The organism is Acidimicrobiia bacterium, from assembly GCA_009694375.1.
GTDB lineage: Bacteria > Actinomycetota > Acidimicrobiia > Acidimicrobiales > VFJN01 > VFJN01.
This window is the reverse complement of record SHVB01000012.1, coordinates 23215-43484: the sequence shown is the minus strand read 5'-3', so window position 1 is coordinate 43484 and position 20270 is coordinate 23215. Positions and strand designations below refer to the sequence as shown.

Sequence of the window (20270 nt, the reverse complement as noted above, 5' to 3'; positions counted from 1 at the left end):
TAGCCGTGGCCACCGGTATCCTTACGGGTCCGTTTGGCCCCGTTTCCCCCTCTCACACAACTCACTCTCCGTAAGATCGAAGGACCCCCATGGCAATGGCACCCGAGCAGGCTGGCATCGGCATCCGCCGACACTTCACCACCGACGGGGTGCACCCCTACGACGAGCTGGACTGGGAAGAACGTGATGCGCGCATCACGAACTACCGAGATGGCACCGTGGCCTTCGAGCAACTCGGGGTCGAGTTCCCCACGTCGTGGTCGTTGAATGCCACCAACATCGTGGCGCAGAAGTACTTCCGGGGTACCCCGAACACGGCGGAGCGGGAGTGGTCGTTGCGGCAGGTCATCGATCGTGTCGCCGACACGATCACGCAGTGGGGTCTTGAGGGTGGCTACTTCGTTGACGAGCACGAAGCCGATGCCTTCAACCTCGAACTCAAGCACCTTCTCGTCACCCAGAAGGCCGCCTTCAACTCGCCGGTGTGGTTCAACATCGGCGTCCCGGGTGTGCCGCAACAGGCCTCGGCCTGCTTCATCCTGGCGGTGGATGACCAGATGGATTCCATCCTCAATTGGTATGTGGAGGAGGGCACGATCTTCAAGGGTGGTTCGGGCTCGGGTATCAACTTGTCGAAGATCCGTTCGTCGGTGGAGCTACTCAAGGGGGGCGGCACCGCCTCCGGCCCGGTCAGTTTCATGCGGGGAGCCGATGCGTCCGCCGGCACCATCAAGTCCGGTGGCAAGACCCGCCGCGCCGCCAAGATGGTCATCCTTGACGTCGAGCACCCCGACGTAGAGGAGTTCGTGTGGGTCAAGGCCCGCGAGGAGAAGAAGATTCGGGTCCTCGAAGAGGCCGGGTTCGACATGAGCCTCGACGGCAAAGACATGGCCTCGGTGCAGTACCAAAACGCCAATAACTCCGTGCGGGTCACCGACGAGTTCATGCAGGCCGTGGTGGACGACACCGATTGGCACCTTCGGGCCGTAACCGATGGGGCCATCGTGCGCACGGTGAAGGCCCGCGACCTGATGCGCCAGATCTCCACGGCCGCCTGGGAGTGTGCCGATCCCGGCATGCAGTTCGACACCACGATCAACCACTGGAACACCGCCGCCAACACCGGGCGCATCAACGGGTCGAACCCCTGCAGCGAATACATGCACCTGGACAACTCCGCCTGCAACCTGGCCAGCCTCAACTTGTTGAAGTTCCTCGATCTCTCCGACGACACCGGCACCGGCACCACCGATACCTTCGACGTAGAGGGGTTCAAGCACGCTGTGGAGGTCATGTTTACCGGCCAGGAGATCCTGGTGGGCCGGGCCGACTACCCCACGCAGTCCATCGGCGATACCTCTCGTGCCTTCCGCCAACTAGGCATCGGTTACGCCAACCTGGGGGCCATGCTGATGGCCCTGGGCCTGCCCTACGACAGCGATGAGGGCCGGGCGTACGCCGGGGCCATCACCTCGCTGATGACCGGCCACTCCTACGCCACCTCGGCCCGTACTGCCTCACGGATGGGGGCCTTCGCCGGCTACGCCGACAACGAGGACCACATGCTGCGCGTGTTGCGTCAACACCAAGAGGCCGCCGCCCACATCGACGAAGAACTCGTGCCGCCGCACCTGTTGAGCGCCGCCCAGGAGTGCTGGGACGATGCCACCGCATTGGCCCGTGAGGTTGGGGTGCGCAACGCCCAGGCCAGCGTCCTGGCCCCTACCGGCACCATCGGGCTCATGATGGACTGCGACACCACCGGCATCGAGCCTGACCTGGGCCTGTGCAAGGTCAAGAAGTTGGTGGGCGGCGGCACGATGCAGATCGTGAACCAGACCGTCCCCCGTGCGCTCGCCCGCCTCGGCTACACCGCCGCCGAGAACGAGGCGATCATCGCCTACATCGACGAGAACAAGTCGATTCTGGGTGCTCCCCACCTGGCCCCGGAGCATGTGTCGGTGTTCGCCTGCTCGATGGGCGACAACACGATCCACCACTCGGGCCACGTTCGGATGATGGCGGCGGTGCAACCCTTCATTTCGGGGGCCATTTCCAAGACGGTGAATCTTCCCCAGGAAGCCACCATCGACGAGGTGGAGCAACTCCACATCGATGCCTGGAAGCTCGGGGTCAAGGCCATTGCGATCTACCGCGATAACTGCAAGGTCGGTCAGCCGCTGTCCACGGCTAAAAAGGAGAGTGCCGTCGAGCCTCTCACCGAGGCCCTCGCCGCCACCGGCGTAGAGCCGGTGGTGGTGGAGAAGATCGTGGAGAAGATCGTGGAGAGGGTCATCAAGGTGCCCACCCGGGAAAAGTTGCCCCGACGGCGCACCTCGCGCACGTTTGATTTCCGGGTAGCGGACTGCAAGGGCTTCGTCACCGTGGGTGAGTTCGACGACGGCCGTCCGGGCGAGATCTTCCTGCGTATCTCCAAGCAGGGCTCCACCCTCGCCGGCATCATGGATGCCTTTGCCATCTCGGTGAGTTACGGCCTGCAGTACGGGGTGCCGTTGCGGGTCTACGTGGAAACCCTCACCAACACCCGCTTCGAGCCAGCCGGCATGACCGACGACCCGGATCTGCGGATCGCCAGTTCGATCCTTGATTACATTTTCCGGCGGCTTGCGGTGGACTACCTCTCGATTGAGGAGCGAAGCGAACTCAACATCCTCACCACCGGTGAGCGCACCCAACCCACCCTCCCCGGAGTGGAGGAGACGGTCACCGAGACCCGTCAGGGCACCGACATCCCGGCCGACCCGCCGAGCATGGATGCCAACTCACCGCTGCTATCGGCTTCCGACGCTCCCAAGGAACTCAGCCTCTTGGAACGGGCGGGCGTCACCGGTGAAGGGGTCGCCCCGGCCCAACCCAACCCCAACGTGCGCGCCGCGGTCAGCCACTCGGACGCCCCGTACTGCATGCAATGTGGTGTCCAAATGCAGCGGGCCGGTTCTTGTCATGCCTGCCCAAGTTGCGGGAGTACCAGCGGCTGCAGCTGATGTGAAAGTGCACGGGTTGTCACTGCGTTTGTGCACGATTTGTCACAGGATTTTGCACGAGTGACACCCGAAAGTGCACTTGTGACACCGAGGTGAGCACGTCTTTGAGAGGGCCCGCGGCGGGTGCCGCGGGCCCTTCGGCGTACCCTCAGCTCTCCGAGTCCTTGGGCACCGCAATCGCTCCGAGAATCGCCGTGGCGTCGGGACTGCCGCAGTCCCAACCCCGGTTCAGCACCATCGTGTGAACCGGGAGTGGATCTCCGGGTCTGGGCCGTGCTCGAGCCATCGTTCGAGCAGGCGAGCGTGCCGGGCGATGTGCTCGTCGAGGCCTGGCTTGCGAAGGGTGAGCGAGAGGTTGACCTGCATCACTCGTCGAGCCCCGATCAACGCGGCGAAGAGCTCGGGGTCATCGAGAGGCCAGGAGCGGACGTCCGTGTACCCGGCTCGGAAAGCGTCGCCGAGGGCTGGCCCTTCTGCCACATGTTCGAGTGGATAGACGGCGTTGACGAGGTCGAGGGTTGCGAATCCGAACTGCAGGTCCTGGAAGTCGAGGGCGGCCAGTTGCCCCGCTTCGCTGACGAGGACGTTGTCCCAGGAGAAGTCTCCGTGCAGCAGGTGCGGGTGGTGCGGCGGATCGGCCCACAGCTCATCGAGCGCTTCCTGAGCTACCTGGCGAGCGTCGTCGAGCAAGGCGCCGTAGCGCTGACGGCACTCCACCAGGCGGTCGTCGATCTGGAACTGCAGCACGCTGCGGGCCTCGGCCACCCCTCGGGGCGGCGTGCGGTCGCCACGGCCCGCGGCCTGGTCGTGGAGCTCGGCAAGGAGCCCTCCGGCTCGACGCATGTTGTCGCCGCTGGCCAGTTGCCGCAGCGGCACTCCTGGCACCCAGCTGAAGAGGACGCACGTCCGCACACCTGCGATGGTCGGAGCCGAGGCGTGGGTGACGGCCTCGCCCCGCACGTTGCGGTACACGCTGGGGACGTCGATGGCGGTGTCAGCACGGAGCTCGTCGAGCCAGGTGGCCTCGATGTCCTCGGTGCCCGCGAAGTGGATCCGGGTCTCGGGAGAGATCCGGAGCGCTCGGGCTGCGCCGTGCCCTTGGTCAACCTGAACGATGGTGTTGAACGACTCGGCGGCCAGGTGCGCTCCGCCGGCACCTCCCGGGTACTGGCTCATCGCAGCGTGGGCGAGCATTGCCCAAGGTGCTTGGCCGGGTGGACCGAGAGATGCGTGGCTGTCGGTCACGTTGCCAATAGTGCCCTGTGAACACGCCGTCGCACAGCACCGAGTTCACAGCTCGGGCCGCCAGCAGGGACCCGGTGTCACAGATGCACTTTTCCCGGACTTTTCCTGCACTTTCACAGCTGATGCGAATCGGCGTGGTTCTGACCCCGGTTTTTGCAGAGTCCTGAACCCAGCCACAGACCAAAACGCGGAGAGGCTCCCGGCAACGGGAGCCTCCTGCCGTTCCGAAAGATCGATCAGATGTCCACGCGGTCGACGAACTGCTCGGTCTCATCCGACGCTGTCCCCCGTGTGCGTCAATGGAAATACTTACGATCAGGGGGTGGGTGTCCGAAGAGCTGGGTTTGGGGACGAGATCGAACTGCGGGCCGTCCGCCTGCGGGCGTTGAAGGATGTGCCGGATGCGTTTTCGGCTGACTACGAGAAGAACGAGGCGCGAACACCAGTGGAGTGGCGGGCGTGGTTTTCTCCGGGCGCGACCTTCTGCTTCGAGATCACACTTGGGGACACGGTCGGCATGGTGGCTGTCATCCGGGTCGAGGACGAGCCGGATGTGAGACAGCTCGCCGCTATGTGGGTATCCCCGTCGGTCTGCGGATCCGGGGTCGGCGACTCCCTCGTGCAGGCCCTGCTGTCCTGGTGTCGAACGGGCGGCGCCCTTATCGCCAGGGTCCAGGTGTACGACTTCAACGACGCCGCCCATCCCTGTACAAGCGCAACGGATTCGCCCCGACCGGTCGCCGGTTACCTCCCGATGCGGCTGGCCGGGCGAGATCGAAATGGAGCAGAACATCTCTGACGCAGGGTCGACGACTCCGATTCAATGAACGGACATGCTCCCGCAATGATGGGATCCAAGCGCGCTGATCGAGACCTCGCATCGAAACGCCGCACACCATGCACAACCGGTGGGGTCAGTCTCGAGGTCACTCGCCGGTCACTCCACAGCTGAGACTACGACCCCACGCGACGAGGCCCCGGCAGCGGGCGCGGATCTGGAGAGATCCGCCGCGCTGCCGAGGCCCGGCCTCATCGGCCAGCATCGGTGACGGTCGAGGCCATTCGCGAGTCCCGCGGAGGCAGCCGACGTAGCGTGCTGCATGCAGTGGGCGGGTCCGCCAGGTACGTCGACACCGACGCCAGCGAGTTACTGAGCGGGCGGAGAACGCTCCATGGTCTGAGATCCGACACGCATCCTCAGGACCTCCTTTCGGCGCCTGGTTCGAGGAGGACCGAGCGGAGTGGGTAACCCCCTTCCTCTCGGACTCCTATCGTGAACATCGCGCCCCGGGCGCGTTCAGTCAAGGGAAATTCCGCGCCGCTGGCCCTCGTCGGATCTGGCTTCTGGAGCGCGGAGGTGGCACGATGGAATCGATGGGTACTGACCTCACCGTGGTGGCGATTCCGTTCTATGTCGGATCCATCGAGTGGGAGCGACGCCAACTCCAACGGCGGGCCGAGCTGCACGGAGCCAGCCCGGCGGATTACATCCGTGGGGATACCCAGGCCAGCCTGACGATGGGGCTGGCCTCGTTGCTGGCTCCGCTGGTGGCGTCGCGATTGGTGGCCAAAATCGTGCCCGGGCAGGGCAAGTACGGGCGAGTGCTGGTGGCCACGGCGCTGGGGGCGGTGGCGGTGACCACCGTGGCCGACCGGTTGGCCGGACCGGTTGATGATGCGACCGACGAGGAACTGTCGGACCGGCAGCGGAGGGCTCGGCGGGTGCGGCGGGTGAGCGGCCCGGTGGCGGTGAGCACCGCGATAGCAGCCACGGCTACCTGGGTGAGTCATCACACGAGCGTGGCGCGGCTATGGGAGCGCGGGGGTCGGGATCGCGATCTGGGCGAGGGCCCCCTGGGGTGGGCGGTCGCCGTGGCCGGGTGGGACTTCATCTACTACTGGAACCATCGCCTCATGCATGAGGTCCGGGGTATGTGGGCGATCCATGTGCCCCACCACTCCAGTGAGCACTACAACCTCTCCACGGCCCTGCGTCAGCCCGTGGCCGATGTCGCCGGCGTGTACCTCCCCTACGGCATCCTGGCCTGGCTGGGTGTGCGGCCCAGGCTCGTTGTCCAAGCCCGAGCGATCAACCTGATCTATCAGTTCTGGATTCACACCGACATGATTCGAACCGTCGGTGCCGGCGAGGCGGTGCTGAATACCCCGTCGCACCACCGGGTGCACCACGGCAGCAACCCCGCCTATCTCGACCGCAACCACGGCAGCATCCTCATCATCTGGGACCGGATCTTTGGCACCTTTCAGCGGGAGGTGGAGCCGGTGGTCTACGGCCTCACCAAGAACATCAAGACCGATAACCCGGTGGTCATTTCTACCCACGAGTACCGCGACATTGTGCGCGATGTGAGCGCCAGTACGACTTGGAAGCAGCGCTGGTCCTTTGTGCTGCGTGGCCCCGGCTGGGCCTACCAACGCCACGCAGAGCGAGCCCGAGCCAGCGCGGAGCGCAACTAGGGAGCGGTGTCGGCCCGCAGATCAGGGAAGACGCGCCCCACCTTGGCCCAGAGGTACTCGCCGTAGGTGCCGGTGATGGCGTGCACATCTTCCCCGTCCCAGCGGGTGCGGGCCTGTCTGGGTGTTTCGTCATCCACGGGTATGGGCCGTACCTCGGCGTCCCAGGACGGGTCGAAGAAGAAGGGAAAGGAGAGCCGATCGCTCGGGCCGGTGTTACGCACACGATGGGGGGTGGAGCGGTATCGGCCGCTGGTCATGCGTTCCAGCATGTCACCGAGATTGCACACGAAGGTGTGAGGAAGGGCAGGGGCATCGATCCAGCCATCGGGGGTGTGTACCTGCAGACCGCCGCCGGCGTCCTGGCCCAGAATGGTGAGCAGCCCGTAGTCGGTGTGCTCGGCTACCCCCCAGTGGGGGTGGGGCCGACCAACCTCGGGGGGATAGCGGAAGATGCGAAAGAGGGTGAGCGGATCGGCCGTGAGGTGATCGTCGAACCAGCTGGCCTGCAGGCCTAGACCCAGCGCCAGCCCCTGCAGCAAGGCGTGGCCCAAGGTGGTCAGGGCGTGGAGGTACGCGAGCACCGCGGCGCGAAGGTTCGGCAGTTCTGGGGGAAAGAGGTTGGGGCCGTGCAGCGGTGTGCCCGCCTGCACGCGCGGATCATCGGGGCTCAACTCGGCTCCAAAATAGAGGCCCTCCTTTCGGTCGGGCGTGCCCGAGGTGAGTTCTCCTTCGAAAGGGAACCAGCCCCGCCAGGCCCGGCCGCCGCTGGCCATCGACACCGCTGCTTTGCTGGCCTCGGGAAGGGCGAAGAAGGCGCGGGCCTCACGCTCGAGACGGGCTTGCAGGTCGGGGGAGACACCGTGGCCCGACACATAAAAGAACCCGGGTCCTCGACAGGCCCGGTCGAGGGCCTCCGCCACCGAGGTCGCATCACCCACTCCGGTGACCAGGGCGGTGACGTCGATGATGGGCAGTTCAACCATGGCAAGCAGGTTATGGGTCTTCGACCCAACGGCGGGGCGGCTAGGTGAGGATGGCGCGTACGATCACGGCGACGGCCGCCAGGGTGGACAAGCCAAGGATCAGTGGTCGAATGGTGTGATCATCGAGGCGATGGGCCAGCCGGTTCGATAGGAGGTATCCGATCAGCGCGCCCGGCACGAGTATCCCGATAGCGGGCAGGTCGGACGCACCGAGTCGCCCCAGCACGATGAGAGCGGCGATGGCCACCAGGTTCCCGACGGTGAAGAAGCGGGCGAGGGTGGGGCGCAGGATAGGGGCTTCGGCCTCGTGGTACGCCAGGGCAATCGGCGGGCCGCCCACCCCCGACACGGTGCCCATGAAGCCCGACAGCAGACCTACTGCCGTCAGGTTGGCGGGGGTCTTGGTCAGATGCCATCCGGATGCACTCAGGGCCACGGCCAGCAGAATCAGGCCCGCAAAGAGCAAAGAGACTGGTTTCTGGGCCAGTAGTTTCAGCGCGAGGCCGGCGGAAAGAATGCCCAGGATCTGACCAGCGATCGCGGAGTTGATGGTGTTGTCCACCCGTTGGGGACCCTCGCGGCGCATCACGAGGAGGTTGAGTACGGCGGTGGCCACAATGATGGGCCCGGGCACGAAACTTCCGTGGAGCAACACGAGTATCGGGGCCGCGACGAGATTGGCACCGAAGCCGAGTGAGCCCTGCAGGGCACACGCCCCCGACATCACCACGAGCGCAATGATGGCTTCAGCGGGGTGCATTAATGCACCTTATGGCGACCACCGGTGTGGGATGGGATCGACGGGGTTGTGCGAAACGTGGTTGATGGATTAGCGAGACCGCTTGGGCTGCCACCCGCTGTCGGGGTCATAACACCGGATCAGTCGGGCGGGTACGCCCCCCAGGACGGCGTGGTCCGGAAAGTGGCCGCGTACCACCGCTCCCGCCGCCACCACGGTGTGGCGGCCGAGGTGGGTGCCGGGCAGCACCACGCTGCCCACGCCGAGCCAGGAGCCGTCGCCCACCACCACCGGATCGTTGGCAGGCCATTGCTGGCCAATGGGGATGGTGGGGTCGGTGTACACGTGATTCTGGTCGGTGATGTAGCAGCGTGGTCCGGTCATCACATCGTCGCCGATCACGATCGACCGGTGGGCCACCACGTGGCTACCCCTGCCGATCGAGGTGCGGGCGCCGATGCGTAACACCGGAGTGGTGACCCCTTCGGGAAGCGGCAGTCCTGGGGCCATCCCCACCGACAGACTCACCTCGGCCCCGATCAGGCATCCCGGTCCGAGGGCGATGTGCTCCTCCCCGAAGATGTCTCCCGGGGGGAACGCCATGAAGGCACCGGATCCGAACTCCCCATAGCGTCGAGCCACCCGGTCATGGGGGCCCACTGTGCCCGCCCACACCAGGGCTCGCCAGCCGCGGTGGGTCATGGCGGCGGCCACATCACGGGCTCGGGCAGACAACGTCACCCCCCCAGGATGGCCGACGAGGGAGGTTGCAGGCCAGCGGTAGGTTGGTGAGATGAGCGATCGGCAGCGCATTTCCTCAGGGTCGCCCTATGAGCAGACGGTTGGGTACAGCCGGGCGCTGCGGGTGGGGGACCAGGTGATGGTGTCAGGTACGGCGCCGCAATGGCCCGATGGCAATGTCGACCCCGACCCGGGAGCGCAGGCCCGAAGATGCTTTGAGATCATTGGTGGGGCGTTGGAGGAAGCGGCGGCCTCACTGGCCGATGTGGTGAGCACCCGGGTGTTCCTGGTGGATGCCGCAGACTTCGACCCGATCTCGGCGGTACACGGCCAGGTGTTCGGCGACGTGCGCCCGGCCAACACCACGGTGGTGGTGGCGGCTCTCCTCGATCCCCGCTGGAAGGTGGAGATCGAGGTCGATGCCATCGTGGCGCCCGCCCCGACGGCGCCCTAGCCCTCATGGCCTCTCCACTCGCTCTCCTGGAGGCGTTGGCCCGTCAAGAGTTGGTGATCACCCCTACCTTGCGTCATCTCGAGGTGTTCACGATGCGGGGACTGCTCACCGTGTTGTGGCACGGCGACCCCGATGCCGCCGCCGCGGTCGTCCTCGGTGGCGGGGCCATGGGGGGGCTGTTGGGACCGGCCGATGGTTTGTATCACTGGCTCGGCGAGGAGTTGGCGCCGGCGGGCAGTGGGATCGGGGTCTTGCGCGTTGGGTGGCGGCGTCCGAACGACATCGACCTTTGTACGCTCGATCTGCTGGCGGTGGCCGATTTGGCGGCTCGGGGCGGTGCGCAGCGATTTGTGACCGGCGGGCACAGTTTTGGCGGGGCGATCGCGGTGCGGGCGGCCCTGGCGATGGGGGAGTGGACGAAAGGGGTAGTCACCTTCGCCACACAGTCGGCGGGCTGTGAACAGGCGGGGGGAATGACGGCTCCGTTGCTCGCCTTCCACGGGGATCGTGATGAGATCATTCCGCGGGCCGCCAGCGAAGTGGTGGCGGAGTTGGTAGGTGGGCCCGCCGAAGTGGTGGTGTGCGAAGGCGCCGGACATCTGCTGTCCGAGGCGGGGGAGCAACTCCGGGCCCATACGGGGCGTTGGATCCGGGAGCGGCTGAGCGGGGCCCACTGAGGCCGCGGCCCCGGGGGTGGCCGACGGGGGCTAGGAGCGGGGGCTCTTCCACCGGTTGAAGTAGGTGATCTCCTCCGCCGGGCGGCGCGGGGCCGGTGAGAAGGTATCGCCGGTGTAATACGCCACCGGCAGCAGCGCGATCTGAGTGACGGTGTCGGGGATGCCCAACAACTCGGCCACTTGTTGTTCGTGGACGAGGTGGAACGTGGTCCATGCCGATCCGAGACCGCGGGCCCGGGCCGCCAGTTGGAAGCTCCAGACGCCCGGCGCGACCGATCCGTGATAGCCAGCCACCTCAAAGTTTTGGGCTGTCTCGGGAAGGCGATCGAGTCGCAGGGCGATCACCATGGTGGGAACCTCCGCGATATGTTCAACGAGGTACGACGCCGAGTCGACCACCCGCTGCTGACGGGCCGTAGCGGTGCTATCGGCTCCGGCGGCGAGGTAGGGCCGGCCCACGGCCTGGTAGGGCTCGGCGATGGCTGCCTTCAGATCGGGATCGTCGATCACCAACCAACGGTTGCGTTCCTGGTTGCCGCCCATCGGGGCGTGGCTCGCCACATCGATGCACTCCAGGATCAGTTCGGCGGGAACCGGCCGGGTGAGGTCGAGGCGCTGGCGAACCTGCTTGGTGGTCTTGAGGAGATGGTCGGCGGCGGAGACATCGATGTCGGACATCTAGTGAGCCTGCCACTTCAGCCGTCGCGCAGCACCCTCGTGTTTCCGAGCCAACTCGAGTAGAGCGCCGCGTAGGTGCCGCCGGCGGCGACCAATTCGGCATGGGTGCCGGTTTCCACCACGTTGCCGTTGTCCACCACCACCACCAGGTCCGCTCGTTCGGCGGAGGAGAGGCGATGGGCGATGTTCACCACCGTGCGTCCGGCCGTCAACCGCTCGAGCGCCTCGGCAAGGGCTTGTTCAGTCTTTGGGTCCACCGACGAGGTGGCTTCGTCGAGTACCAGCAGGCCGGGGTTTCCGAGTTGCGCCCGGGCGAGGGCTACCAGTTGGCGCTCGCCCATCGACAGGCTGCCGCCGCGTTCGCCCACTGGCGCGTGGAGCCCACCGGGGACGTCCTCCAGCCAGCCGCCGAGCCCGAGGGAGTCGAAGGCGGACTGGATTGCCTCGTCGCTCGTCTCGGGCGTGCCGACCCGCACATTTTCCGCAATGGTCGTATCGAAGAGAAAGCCGTCTTGCGGCACCATGCGAATCGCCGATCGACGCGACTCCGGGGCCACCTGGCGGAGGTGGGTGCCCCCGACCCGCAGGGTACCGGCGGTGGGGTCGGCTAGACGGCAGAGGAGTTTGGCGATGGTCGTCTTGCCCGAACCGGTTTCGCCCACCACCGCCACATAGGCCCCCGCCGGGAGGTGCAGGTTGATGCCCCGAAGCACTTCGTCGCCGGTCCGGTAGGTGAACCGAAGGTCTTCGAAATCCACCGCCAGGGGACCGGTGGGCAGGGTGATGCCGTTCTCCGGTTCCGTGACGTCGATCGGCGTGGCGAGGACCCCAAGAATCTTCCGCCAACCCGCAATAGCGGTTTGGGTTTGGTCAAGGATCTCGCTCAGTTCGGCGATGGGGGCGAGCAGCAGGTTCACGAGGAACACAAAGGCCACGAGTTTGCCCAGGTCGAGCCCCCAGGCGGGTCCGTTGAGGGCGCCCACGGAGATGACCGTCGCCAGGGCCAGGGCACCGAAGAAGTCCGACAGCGGGAACATGATGGCGAACCATTTCGCCGCCCCCATTTGGGCCTTGTACTGCGTTCGGGCCGCCCGATCGAGACGCCGGCGCGTACGACGCTGCAACCCGTAGGCCTGCACCACTGAGGCGCCGGTCACGAGTTCGGATACCTCCGACAGTGTGCCCCCTACGGCGGTACGCAGTTCGTCGTAGGCCGCCAGTTGGCGGCGCTGCAGATACCCCAGGGCGGGGAGAAGTGGCAGAAACACGGCGACCGCCACCGCGGCGAGGGGGGGTGAGTAGACGAACATCACCGCGACGGTGGTGACAATGAGCACGGTGTCCACGATCCAGGCGACTGCGCCCCATTCGGTGAACTGGGCCAAGGTTTCGATGTCGCTGGTTACCCGGGCTACCAGGGCGCCGCGCCGCTGTTCTACGTGGTCGGCCAGGGAAAGCCGCTGGATGTGGTGGAAGGTACGTACCCGCAGACCGAGCAGGCTTGCCTCCGCTGAACGCACCAGTCGCAGGAAGGTGGCCCGGCTGATGAAGTAGAGCGCGATGATGCCCACCGCCGCGCCGCAGCAAGCCGCGGCCACAAAGCCCGGGCGGTATCCATCTTCTCCGAACACCCCGCGATCGAGGATCTGCTGGATGAGAATGGGTACAGCGAGTTTGCCGATGGCGGTGGCCACCGCCAGCGCGAGGGTGAGGGCCACCCCTTGGCGCAGTTCGGGGGTAGCGGCCAACCCACGCCGGAGTACCGCGATGGCGCCCGCAGCACTAAGTGCGTCCTCCTCGTTGCTGGTGATGCTGTGACGGCGTTCCTGGTCGTGGCTTCCGGGGGGAGCCGAATCCACGAGCACATCCACGATGGCGTCGAGTTCCTCCAGTTCCCCCAGGTCCTCTTCGGGATGGCTCATAGCGGGGCCTGTTCATACGCCTGCACCAACGCGGCGTAGGCGGGCTGGTGCAGGAGTTCGTGGTGGGTGCCCTCCGCAGTGATGCGGCCGCCATCGAGCATGAGGACGCGATCGGCCAGCGCGATGGTGGAGATCCGATGGGCCACGATGACGGTGGTGGCGGCCACCGAGTGGCGTAATCCGTCAAGGATGGCCCGCTCCACGGTGGCGTCTACCGCCGAGGTCGCATCATCGAGCAGGAGGACGCGGGGTTGCCGCAGCAAGGCGCGGGCCAGGGAAAGGCGCTGGCGTTGGCCGCCCGACAGGGTGACCCCCCGTTCACCGAGTTTCTCGTCGAGCCCATGGGGCAGTCGTTCCACGAAGCTGCGGGCTTTGGCGATGTCGAGGGCGGCGAAGATCACGTTGTCGTCGATGTCCTCACCGAGGGAGAGGTTCTCTCGCACCGAGTCGGAGAAGAGGAAACTCTCCTGGAACACCAAGGCGGTGGTGCGGTGGAATTCGACCGGGTCGGTTTCGGGTAGAGGTACGCCGCCGATGAGGACCGATCCGGTATCGGGGTCCATCAGGTGGGCGATGAGGCTGCACAGCGTGCTCTTGCCGGAACCGGTGGCGCCCACCAGCGCCACCACCTCGCCGGGGGCGACGCGGGCTGAGACGTCATGGAGCACCGCGTCGGGGCCGTGGGTAAAGCTCACCGCATCGAGCACCACATCCAGCGGGCCGGCCGGGAGAGCCACGACGGTGGTGGGCAGCAACCGTTTGGGAGCGACGAGCACTTGCTGCACCCGATCGTTGGCCACCACTGCCCGTGGTAGCTCCTCGAGGAGGAAGCCCACGATGCGAAAAGGAAAGGCCAAAATACCAAAGAGCACCATGGCCTGCACAAGTTGCCCGGTGGTGATGGCACCACTGGCGAGTCGTCCCGCCCCGAGCCAGAGCAGAGCGATCGTCCCCAGGCTGGGCAAGGCGTCGAGCCCCGGTTCGAACCCGGCTCGCAGACGACCTACGATGAGCCGCTCCTGACGGAGTTGGTCGGCTTTGTCCTTGAGGCGAGCCACTTCGCGGGCCTCGAGGCCGAGCGTCTTTACCAGCAGGGTGCCTTCGAAGCTCTCATGGGCCACGGCCGACACGTCGCCCACCCGGGCCTGGGTGGCGGCGGCGGGGCCCTCCACCCGCTTGGTATAGGCCTTGTTGATCAGGGCCAGGCCGGGAAACAGGCCGACCGCCACCGCTAACAGCACGGGATCCACGAAGGCCAGCAGGGTCATCGAGATGATGATGATGATGAGCACCCCGATGGAGAACGGCAACGGCTGCATGGCGATGGTGGATCGTTCGCAGTCGGCGTCGGCATGGGCGAGTAGTTGGCCGGTGGGCTGATCATCGAACCAACTGAGGGGCACGGCGAGGTAGCGGTCCGTTACCCGTTTGAACCACAGCATCTGCATGCGCCGCTGGGCCATCTGGCCGAAGTAGCGGCGCAGTACCACGCCCACGATCCGCAGGAGCGAGGCGGCGATCACCGCGGCGGCAGCCAGGGCGACGGCACGGTTCGACACGCCCCCCTCCTCGAAGGCCGGGATGATTACCTTGTCGGTTATTCGGCCGATCACCACGGTGCCGCCGACCGCCATGACGGCAAACAATGTGGCCCCCACGATGGCGAGCGCGAACGGGCCAGCCTGGGCTCGCACAGACAACCAGAGGAGCGCACCGCCACGGCGCATCATCCCTGGCTTGGAATCGGCTGTTGTCACGGCCTCTGAACCTATCTGGATGGTGTTACAAATCTCGCATGACCGCCGAGGCGGGCGGTGGGCATCCTCAACCTCGCCAGAGTTGCAGCGGGGTCTGGTGGCGTGAGCCGCGAAAGGGGAGGTCCACCCAAGCGCTGGCTTGACCGGCGGAGGCGTAGGCAGCACAGACAAGGTCGAGGACCGAGCGCCCGAAGGCGGGGCCAAGCGTCGGTGCTCGGTGCTCTTGGAGGTCGAGGGCGAAGGATTCGATCTGCTGGAGGTAGCCGAATTCTTCGAGTTGAGCCGGTACCCCCTGGCTGGTGCCGGGGAGGGGCACCTCCACGCCGTTGCGTTCGAGGAGCGCGCGGGGGAGCAGTTCCATCCGCACCACCCCATCAGGGGCTGATATCTGGGCATCCCAGAGGGGGGAATCGGCGTGGCGCCAACTAGCGGTGACCCGGGCGAGCAGGCCGGTGTCGAAGTGGATCGTCACCTCGGCGTGCTCGTCTACCGGGTGGTCTGCTGCGCCGACGAGCGTGGCTCGTACCTCCACTGGTACCGCCGGGGCGGCCAGCACCAGGGCCACGGCGAGGGGGTGTACGCCGAGGTCGAAGAGCACACCGCCACCCCAGTCCTCGTTGAGAAAATCGCCCCAGGACGGGCGCCCTTGGAGGGCCCGCACTTCCACCAGATCGATGGCCTGCAACTGGGCGGTGTGGGTCAGGGCGAGGCGCACGATGGGGGCATGGAGCAGGTTTTCCCCGTAGGCGATCTGACCGCCGGTGGCCGCGGCGGCCACGAGTGCATCGGCGTCGGCCAGGGTGGTGCACAACGGTTTTTCGATGAGCACTCCCGCCCCGCGCTCAATGGCGTGCAGGGCGTGGTTGAGGTGGAGGGCAGGAGGAGTGCACACCACCACCCCGTGAGCATCGGCGGGGAGCTCGGCGTAGGTGCAGGGCTCGGCCCCCATTCGTTCAGCCGCCGCGCTCGCGCGGGCCGGGTCGCGGGACGCAACCTTGGTGATCTGTAGGCCCGGCACGTGGCTCGCCGCGTAGCCGTGGACGGCGGCAATCCACCCCGCACCGGCGAAGGCGAGATCCACGGTGGCAGGGGTGGTCATGGGTCGGTTCAGGTGCCGCGAAGTTTGGCCACGACCGGGGCCATCGTCTCCATCGTGTCGCCCTGGAACACGATGTAGGAGGCGTCCCACCGGTCCCGGCGGGCTTGGAGGGATTCCACGATCTCCTCGATGGTGCCAATGCACGCATGGGGGTAGGTGTGGAGTTCCGACACGGGGAGGCCGAAGAGGGGCGCCATCATCTCGGCGGTGCCTTCCCGGTCGTCGGTGACGATGGCCGCGAACTGCAAGAGGTTGATCTCGAGGTCGGCGTAACGGTCGCCGGCGGCTTCCCTCACCCAGCCGATCTTCTTATCGGTTTCGTCCGACGCGCCGTTCTGGGCCGCGGCGGCGTCTACGGCGCCGCTGTGGATCGACGGGTTGATCCCCACGATCTGGGCTTCGCGAGCGGCGATGGACAGCACGCGTCGGGCGCCACCCCCGATGATCAGCGGCGGGGGGGTCTGGGTGGGCTTGGGGAAGGCGTCGTAGTCGGTGATCGTGTAGTGCTCGCCCTGAAAAGAGAAGGGCCCGGGGGCAAAGCAGCCCCTGATCACGGCGATGCCTTCCTCCATACGCGAGACCCGCACACCGGGGGCGTCGTAGGTCATGCCAGCCTGGTCGTAGTCGCTTTTCATCCAGCCCGCCCCGAGGCCCACTTCGAGGCGACCGTCCGAGAGCACATCCATGGTGGCGAGTTCCTTCGCCAGCACCACCGGGTGCTTGTAGTCGTTGTCGAACACCAAGGCACCGATTCGAAGTTCACTGGTGGCGTCGGCGGCGGCCATCAACGCAGGCACCGGGGCCAGCTGGTCGCCGAAGTGATCGGGCATGAACAGGGTGGAGTACCCGAGGTCCTCGGCCGTCCGGGCGGCGGAAGCCCATTCGCTCCCCGAGGCGGCGGTACTGAGTTGGATGCCGAAGCGGAATCGTCGATCGTGGGCCACCGGGGCACGATACCGGGGGCGGGGGAAACGAGGGCGGTTCAGCCCAGGAGTTCCTGGCGGTGCTCACCGCCGGCCATGCCCGGTGGTGACGGGGATGGACCAGGGTGCATGGGTACGATGGGTGGGCTGCCCATGGTCAACATCTTTTCATTGTGCGATCTTTCCTCCGCTTCACTCTGATCACCGCGCTGGCGGGCCTCGGCCTCGCCATCGTTGCTGTGGCGCTGCTACCGGTCGCCCACTACCTGCGTTACGCCTCCACCTCGGTGGCGGGGGAGATCGTGCTCAGCCCCCTCGATCAGCGTTCGTACGTCTATGCCTCCGACGGTTCCGTGCTCACCACCTTTCGGGCCGAAGTGGATCGTCAGCCGGTGGCGCTGAGCACCATCCCAGCCGACACGATTGCGGCCGTGCTCGCGGTGGAAGACGCCGGGTTCTTCGGCCATACAGGGCTGAACCTGCGGGCCATGGTGCGGGCTTTGGTGCGGGACGTGGACTCGGGCCGGGTTGTGCAGGGTGGCTCGACGATCACCCAGCAGGTGATCAAGGCGGAGTACGGCAACGAGCAGACCATCAGCCGCAAAGCGCGCGAGGCCTTACTGGCTCGGCGGCTCGAGAAGGTCATGTCGAAGGCGGAGATTCTCGAGCGGTACCTCAACACGGTGTATCTGGGTAACGGCGCCTACGGGGTGCAGGCGGGGGCGGAGACCTACTTCGGCATCGGTGCCGCCGACCTCGACATCGGGCAGTCAGCGCTCCTGGCGGGGATGATCGCTAATCCCAGTGCCTTTGATCCGCTCCGCCATCCCGAGGACGCCAAGGCCCGGCGGTCGGTTGCTCTGGGTCGCTTGGTGGAGGTTGGCCGCTTGACCGATGTCGACGAGATCTATTTGGGGGCCACACCGCTCCCTACCGTGATCAATCAGGTGCTTCCGACGACCGAGGATTATTTCGCCGAGGAGGTCAAGCAGCAGTTGTTGGATGACCCGCAACTCGGTACTACCCCCGCCGAGCGGGAGTATCAGGTATTCCGAGGTGGGTTGAGGATCTACACCACCTTGGAGCCGCGAGCGCAGTTGCTGGCGGTGAACGCCCGCAACGAGGTGCTCGCGGCGGCGGCCCCGGCTGGTACGCCAGCGGGGCTGGTGCCGCTCGCCCCCAATCCGGAAACCGGCGCGGCGCGTAATGCCACCGCGGCGGTGGTATCGGTGGAGCCCGGCACGGGGGCGGTGCGGGCCATGGTGGGCGGCGCGGGGTTTGATCAGTACAAGTTCAACGTGACCACTCAGGGGCTGCGCTCCGGCGGCTCAACGTTCAAGATTTTTGTGCTGATGGCCCTTCTCGAACGCGGCTACAGCCTCAACGACAGTGTGAATGGCCGCGGGGCCTGCACCTTCACGGATATTCCCGGGATGGTCCCCAACCCCTACAAGGTGGAGAACTTTGGCAACAGCGGGGGTGGTAGCGGCACGATCACTTCGCAAACCCTGCGGTCGTCGAACTGTGCCTTTGTTCGACTGGGTCAGATCGTGGGGATCGACAACGTGGTTGAGCAGGCACGCCGCATGGGCGTCACCACCCCCCTCGAGGGTTTCGTCTCCACGCCGCTGGGCACCGAGGGGGTGCACCCGATTGAGATGGCGGCCGCGGTAGCGGCCATCGCGGCCGATGGGATGTACAACGCGCCGTACTTCGTGGAGCGCGTGGAGGATCCGGAAGGGAAGGTGGTGTTGGCCCACGCCCCTAATCCTCGTAGGGCCTCCTCGGCTCAGACGGCCCGCTTGGCCGCTGATGTGCTGGAGAAAAACGTGCAGAGCGGCACTGGCACGAAAGCGCGCATCTCGGGCCAACACGCGGCGGGGAAAACCGGCACCGCCCAAAATGCGGGTAACGGCTGGTTTGTGGGGTTCACTCCCTACATGGCCACCGCGGTGTGGATCGGCTCGCCGTCGGACAACTTCGAGGTGCGTATCGGGGGCACGGGTATCACCGGGGGTTCGTATCCGGCCGAGATCTGGGGGCGCTACATGCGGGCCTGGCATGAAGGTCTCCCCGAGAAAGATTTTGTCGACGCCGACCCGAGCAATCGATCGAGCCGCTATCTGGTGATGGATAGCCAGTTCGACTCCAGCGGCGGGGGCTACCGCAGCGAGGTATCCCCGCCTACCAGTCGCCCGGATCGGCCCGCGATCCCCACCGAGCCGACTACCTCTACTACCTCGAGCACCATCCCTCCCGACGACCCTCCTGCGCCCTCCACGACCGATCCGCCTCCCCCCGAAGAGATCGAGTAGCGCCATGTGTGAGGATGGCGTGTGATGAACGAGCCGCACCGATGAGTCGCTGGGACATTCTCTTGTCGGTGCAGGAGCACGACACACAGATCGACCAGGCGGTGCACCGGCGAATGGCCCTGCCGGCCCGGGGTGAACTCGACAAGGTGATGGTGGCGTTGGGGACCATCGAGCGCGAGGCGGCGGAGGTGGAGGGGCGCCGCCATGACCTGGGCCGAGATCAGCAGCGCCTCGAGGACGGAATCTCCACGCTGGTCGACAAGGCTGCCCAGCACGACAAGGCGCTCTACAGCGGATCGGTCACCAATCCCCGTGAGTTGCAGACAATGCAGGAGGAGATAGCGGCGCTCCGGCGGCGGATCAGCCAACTGGAGGACCAGGAACTCGAACTCATGGAGCAGATCGAGCCGCTGGATGCTGATCTGGTTCGTCTCGCCGATGCGCAGGGGGCCGGCGATGAGGCGGCGGTGTTGTTGCGGGCCAGCATCGCTGAGGCCGAGGTGAGTATCGACAGTGAGCTGGGGCGGCTTCGCTCGGAGAGGGCTGAACTATCCGGCGGGGTGGATGCGGAGTTGATCACGGAATACGAGACGCTGCGCACCCAAGGTGGCGGTATCGGGATCGCCCGACTGGTGGGGAGGTCATGCGGCGGTTGTCACCTCGGGCTATCGGCGGTAGAGGTGGATCGCCTGAAGAAACTTTCCCCTGATGAAACGGCCCACTGCGAGGAGTGCGGTCGCCTCTTGGCGCGCTGACGTGCTGTTCTGGTTTGTCGGCCCGTCGATTCTCATTGTGTGGGCGGTTTTTGGGAGCCCGTCGGTGGACTATCGGTTGGTGGCCCTCGGCAGCATCGTGCCCCTCGGCGAGGTTCCTCTGGGGGGGCCGCGCCTGGCCCATAGCCTGAGCGGGGCGGCCATCGTGTTGGCGGTGGTCATGCTGGGCGCCAGGGGTCAGCGTCGGCGGCAGCGGCGCTGGTTGGGTCTGCCGATTGGCATGCTGCTTCATCTGGTGCTCGACGGGGCCTGGGCCGACACGCAGGCGTTCTGGTGGCCGTTCTTCGGCACGGCGTGGTCGACTGCTTCCCTCGGTGAGGGGGGGCGGGGGTTGGCTCTGAACGGGATGTTTGAATTGGTGGGGTTGGCGGCCTGTGGCTGGGGGTACCACCGGTTCCGTCTGGAGGAACCGGCGCGCCGCCGTGTGTTTCTGCGCTCCGGTCAGGTTGGCCGAGACATCATTCCGCCGTGGTGAAGGACC

17 protein-coding genes are annotated in these 20270 nt (G+C 66.2%); 8 read left to right on the top strand and 9 right to left on the bottom strand.

What is annotated here, in order from left to right; translation table 11 throughout:
- The first annotated feature begins 89 nt into the window (after positions 1 to 89).
- The gene (locus EXQ71_08625; protein ID MSO87570.1) at positions 90 to 3005 is read left to right on the top strand and encodes a vitamin B12-dependent ribonucleotide reductase; all 2916 of its coding nucleotides are present in this window, start codon (positions 90 to 92) and stop codon (positions 3003 to 3005) included.
- Between the two features lie 228 nt (positions 3006 to 3233).
- Here EXQ71_08625 and EXQ71_08620 read toward each other — a convergent pair whose 3' ends face one another.
- Positions 3234 to 4199, bottom strand: coding sequence for a hypothetical protein (locus EXQ71_08620; protein ID MSO87569.1), 966 nt, complete (start codon positions 4197 to 4199; stop codon positions 3234 to 3236).
- On the opposite strand from EXQ71_08620, the gene EXQ71_08615 reads away from it, so the two are divergent.
- Positions 4120 to 5049, top strand: coding sequence for a GNAT family N-acetyltransferase (locus tag EXQ71_08615; protein ID MSO87568.1), 930 nt, complete (start codon positions 4120 to 4122; stop codon positions 5047 to 5049). The genes EXQ71_08620 and EXQ71_08615 overlap by 80 nt on opposite strands.
- 575 nt (positions 5050 to 5624) lie before the next feature.
- Positions 5625 to 6728 carry a fatty acid hydroxylase family protein gene (locus EXQ71_08610; protein ID MSO87567.1) on the top strand — a complete coding sequence of 368 codons (1104 nt, stop codon included), beginning with the start codon at positions 5625 to 5627 and terminating at the stop codon, positions 6726 to 6728.
- Here EXQ71_08610 and EXQ71_08605 read toward each other — a convergent pair.
- The 3 genes from EXQ71_08605 to EXQ71_08595 form a co-directional block, all read right to left on the bottom strand.
- Positions 6725 to 7711: an isopenicillin N synthase family oxygenase gene (locus tag EXQ71_08605; GenBank protein MSO87566.1), complete on the bottom strand. Its 987-nt coding sequence runs from the start codon at positions 7709 to 7711 to the stop codon at positions 6725 to 6727. The two genes, EXQ71_08610 and EXQ71_08605, sit on opposite strands and share 4 nt — an antisense overlap.
- 40 nt (positions 7712 to 7751) lie before the next feature.
- A complete protein-coding gene (locus tag EXQ71_08600; GenBank protein ID MSO87565.1) occupies positions 7752 to 8471 on the bottom strand; it encodes a sulfite exporter TauE/SafE family protein in 720 nt (239 codons plus the stop codon).
- Positions 8472 to 8540: 69 nt separating this feature from the next.
- The gene (locus tag EXQ71_08595; GenBank protein ID MSO87564.1) at positions 8541 to 9152 is read right to left on the bottom strand and encodes an acyltransferase; all 612 of its coding nucleotides are present in this window, start codon (positions 9150 to 9152) and stop codon (positions 8541 to 8543) included.
- Between the two features lie 91 nt (positions 9153 to 9243).
- Here EXQ71_08595 and EXQ71_08590 point away from each other — a divergent pair, with 91 nt between their 5' ends.
- Together EXQ71_08590 and EXQ71_08585 are read left to right on the top strand one after the other, a co-directional pair.
- On the top strand, positions 9244 to 9645 hold the full coding sequence (locus EXQ71_08590; protein MSO87563.1) for a RidA family protein: 402 nt from the start codon (positions 9244 to 9246) through the stop codon (positions 9643 to 9645).
- A 5-nt stretch (positions 9646 to 9650) separates the two neighbouring features.
- Positions 9651 to 10322: a hypothetical protein gene (locus EXQ71_08585; protein ID MSO87562.1), complete on the top strand. Its 672-nt coding sequence runs from the start codon at positions 9651 to 9653 to the stop codon at positions 10320 to 10322.
- Positions 10323 to 10352: 30 nt separating this feature from the next.
- Here the strand turns inward: EXQ71_08585 and EXQ71_08580 are convergent, their stop codons facing one another.
- Genes EXQ71_08580 through EXQ71_08560 form a run of 5 tightly spaced genes read right to left on the bottom strand, consistent with a single transcriptional unit; the run spans position 10353 to position 16722 of the window.
- Entirely contained in the window at positions 10353 to 10991 is a 639-nt protein-coding gene (locus tag EXQ71_08580; protein MSO87561.1) for a nitroreductase, read from the bottom strand.
- A gap of 26 nt (positions 10992 to 11017) precedes the next feature.
- Entirely contained in the window at positions 11018 to 12922 is a 1905-nt protein-coding gene (locus EXQ71_08575; protein MSO87560.1) for an ABC transporter ATP-binding protein, read from the bottom strand.
- A complete protein-coding gene (locus EXQ71_08570; GenBank protein ID MSO87559.1) occupies positions 12919 to 15075 on the bottom strand; it encodes an ABC transporter ATP-binding protein in 2157 nt (718 codons plus the stop codon). The genes EXQ71_08575 and EXQ71_08570 overlap by 4 nt, the downstream gene beginning before the upstream one ends.
- A complete protein-coding gene (locus tag EXQ71_08565) occupies positions 14747 to 15778 on the bottom strand; it encodes a Gfo/Idh/MocA family oxidoreductase (GenBank protein ID MSO87558.1) in 1032 nt (343 codons plus the stop codon). Before EXQ71_08565 ends, EXQ71_08570 begins: the two co-directional genes overlap by 329 nt.
- An 8-nt stretch (positions 15779 to 15786) precedes the next feature.
- Positions 15787 to 16722 (bottom strand): TIGR03621 family F420-dependent LLM class oxidoreductase, encoded by a 936-nt coding sequence (locus EXQ71_08560; GenBank protein MSO87557.1) that lies wholly within the window; start codon positions 16720 to 16722, stop codon positions 15787 to 15789.
- Between the two features lie 104 nt (positions 16723 to 16826).
- Between EXQ71_08560 and EXQ71_08555 the strand changes: the two genes are divergently transcribed.
- From EXQ71_08555 to EXQ71_08545, 3 genes are read left to right on the top strand one after another with little or no spacing between them, the layout of a single operon-like run.
- Positions 16827 to 19016, top strand: a complete 2190-nt coding sequence (locus EXQ71_08555; protein MSO87556.1) for a hypothetical protein — start codon at positions 16827 to 16829, stop codon at positions 19014 to 19016.
- Positions 19017 to 19030: 14 nt separating this feature from the next.
- Positions 19031 to 19771 (top strand): hypothetical protein, encoded by a 741-nt coding sequence (locus tag EXQ71_08550; protein MSO87555.1) that lies wholly within the window; start codon positions 19031 to 19033, stop codon positions 19769 to 19771.
- Complete coding sequence (locus EXQ71_08545) at positions 19725 to 20264, top strand: hypothetical protein (protein MSO87554.1); 540 nt, start codon at positions 19725 to 19727, stop codon at positions 20262 to 20264. The genes EXQ71_08550 and EXQ71_08545 overlap by 47 nt, the downstream gene beginning before the upstream one ends.
- Positions 20265 to 20270: the final 6 nt, after the last annotated feature.

Excerpts from the sequence above, each read along its gene's own strand:
- EXQ71_08625 (MSO87570.1), top strand. The coding sequence starts at position 90 with ATGGCAATGGCACCCGAGCAGGCTGGCATCGGCATCCGCCGACACTTC.
- EXQ71_08615 (MSO87568.1), top strand. The coding sequence starts at position 4,120 with ATGGTGTTGAACGACTCGGCGGCCAGGTGCGCTCCGCCGGCACCTCCC.
- EXQ71_08620 (MSO87569.1), bottom strand. The coding sequence starts at position 4,199 with ATGCTCGCCCACGCTGCGATGAGCCAGTACCCGGGAGGTGCCGGCGGA.
- EXQ71_08610 (MSO87567.1), top strand. The coding sequence starts at position 5,625 with ATGGGTACTGACCTCACCGTGGTGGCGATTCCGTTCTATGTCGGATCC.
- EXQ71_08605 (MSO87566.1), bottom strand. The coding sequence starts at position 7,711 with ATGGTTGAACTGCCCATCATCGACGTCACCGCCCTGGTCACCGGAGTG.
- EXQ71_08600 (MSO87565.1), bottom strand. The coding sequence starts at position 8,471 with ATGCACCCCGCTGAAGCCATCATTGCGCTCGTGGTGATGTCGGGGGCG.
- EXQ71_08595 (MSO87564.1), bottom strand. The coding sequence starts at position 9,152 with ATGACCCACCGCGGCTGGCGAGCCCTGGTGTGGGCGGGCACAGTGGGC.
- EXQ71_08590 (MSO87563.1), top strand. The coding sequence starts at position 9,244 with ATGAGCGATCGGCAGCGCATTTCCTCAGGGTCGCCCTATGAGCAGACG.
- EXQ71_08585 (MSO87562.1), top strand. The coding sequence starts at position 9,651 with ATGGCCTCTCCACTCGCTCTCCTGGAGGCGTTGGCCCGTCAAGAGTTG.
- EXQ71_08575 (MSO87560.1), bottom strand. The coding sequence starts at position 12,922 with ATGAGCCATCCCGAAGAGGACCTGGGGGAACTGGAGGAACTCGACGCC.
- EXQ71_08570 (MSO87559.1), bottom strand. The coding sequence starts at position 15,075 with ATGCCCAGATATCAGCCCCTGATGGGGTGGTGCGGATGGAACTGCTCC.
- EXQ71_08565 (MSO87558.1), bottom strand. The coding sequence starts at position 15,778 with ATGACCACCCCTGCCACCGTGGATCTCGCCTTCGCCGGTGCGGGGTGG.
- EXQ71_08550 (MSO87555.1), top strand. The coding sequence starts at position 19,031 with ATGGCGTGTGATGAACGAGCCGCACCGATGAGTCGCTGGGACATTCTC.
- EXQ71_08545 (MSO87554.1), top strand. The coding sequence starts at position 19,725 with ATGAAACGGCCCACTGCGAGGAGTGCGGTCGCCTCTTGGCGCGCTGAC.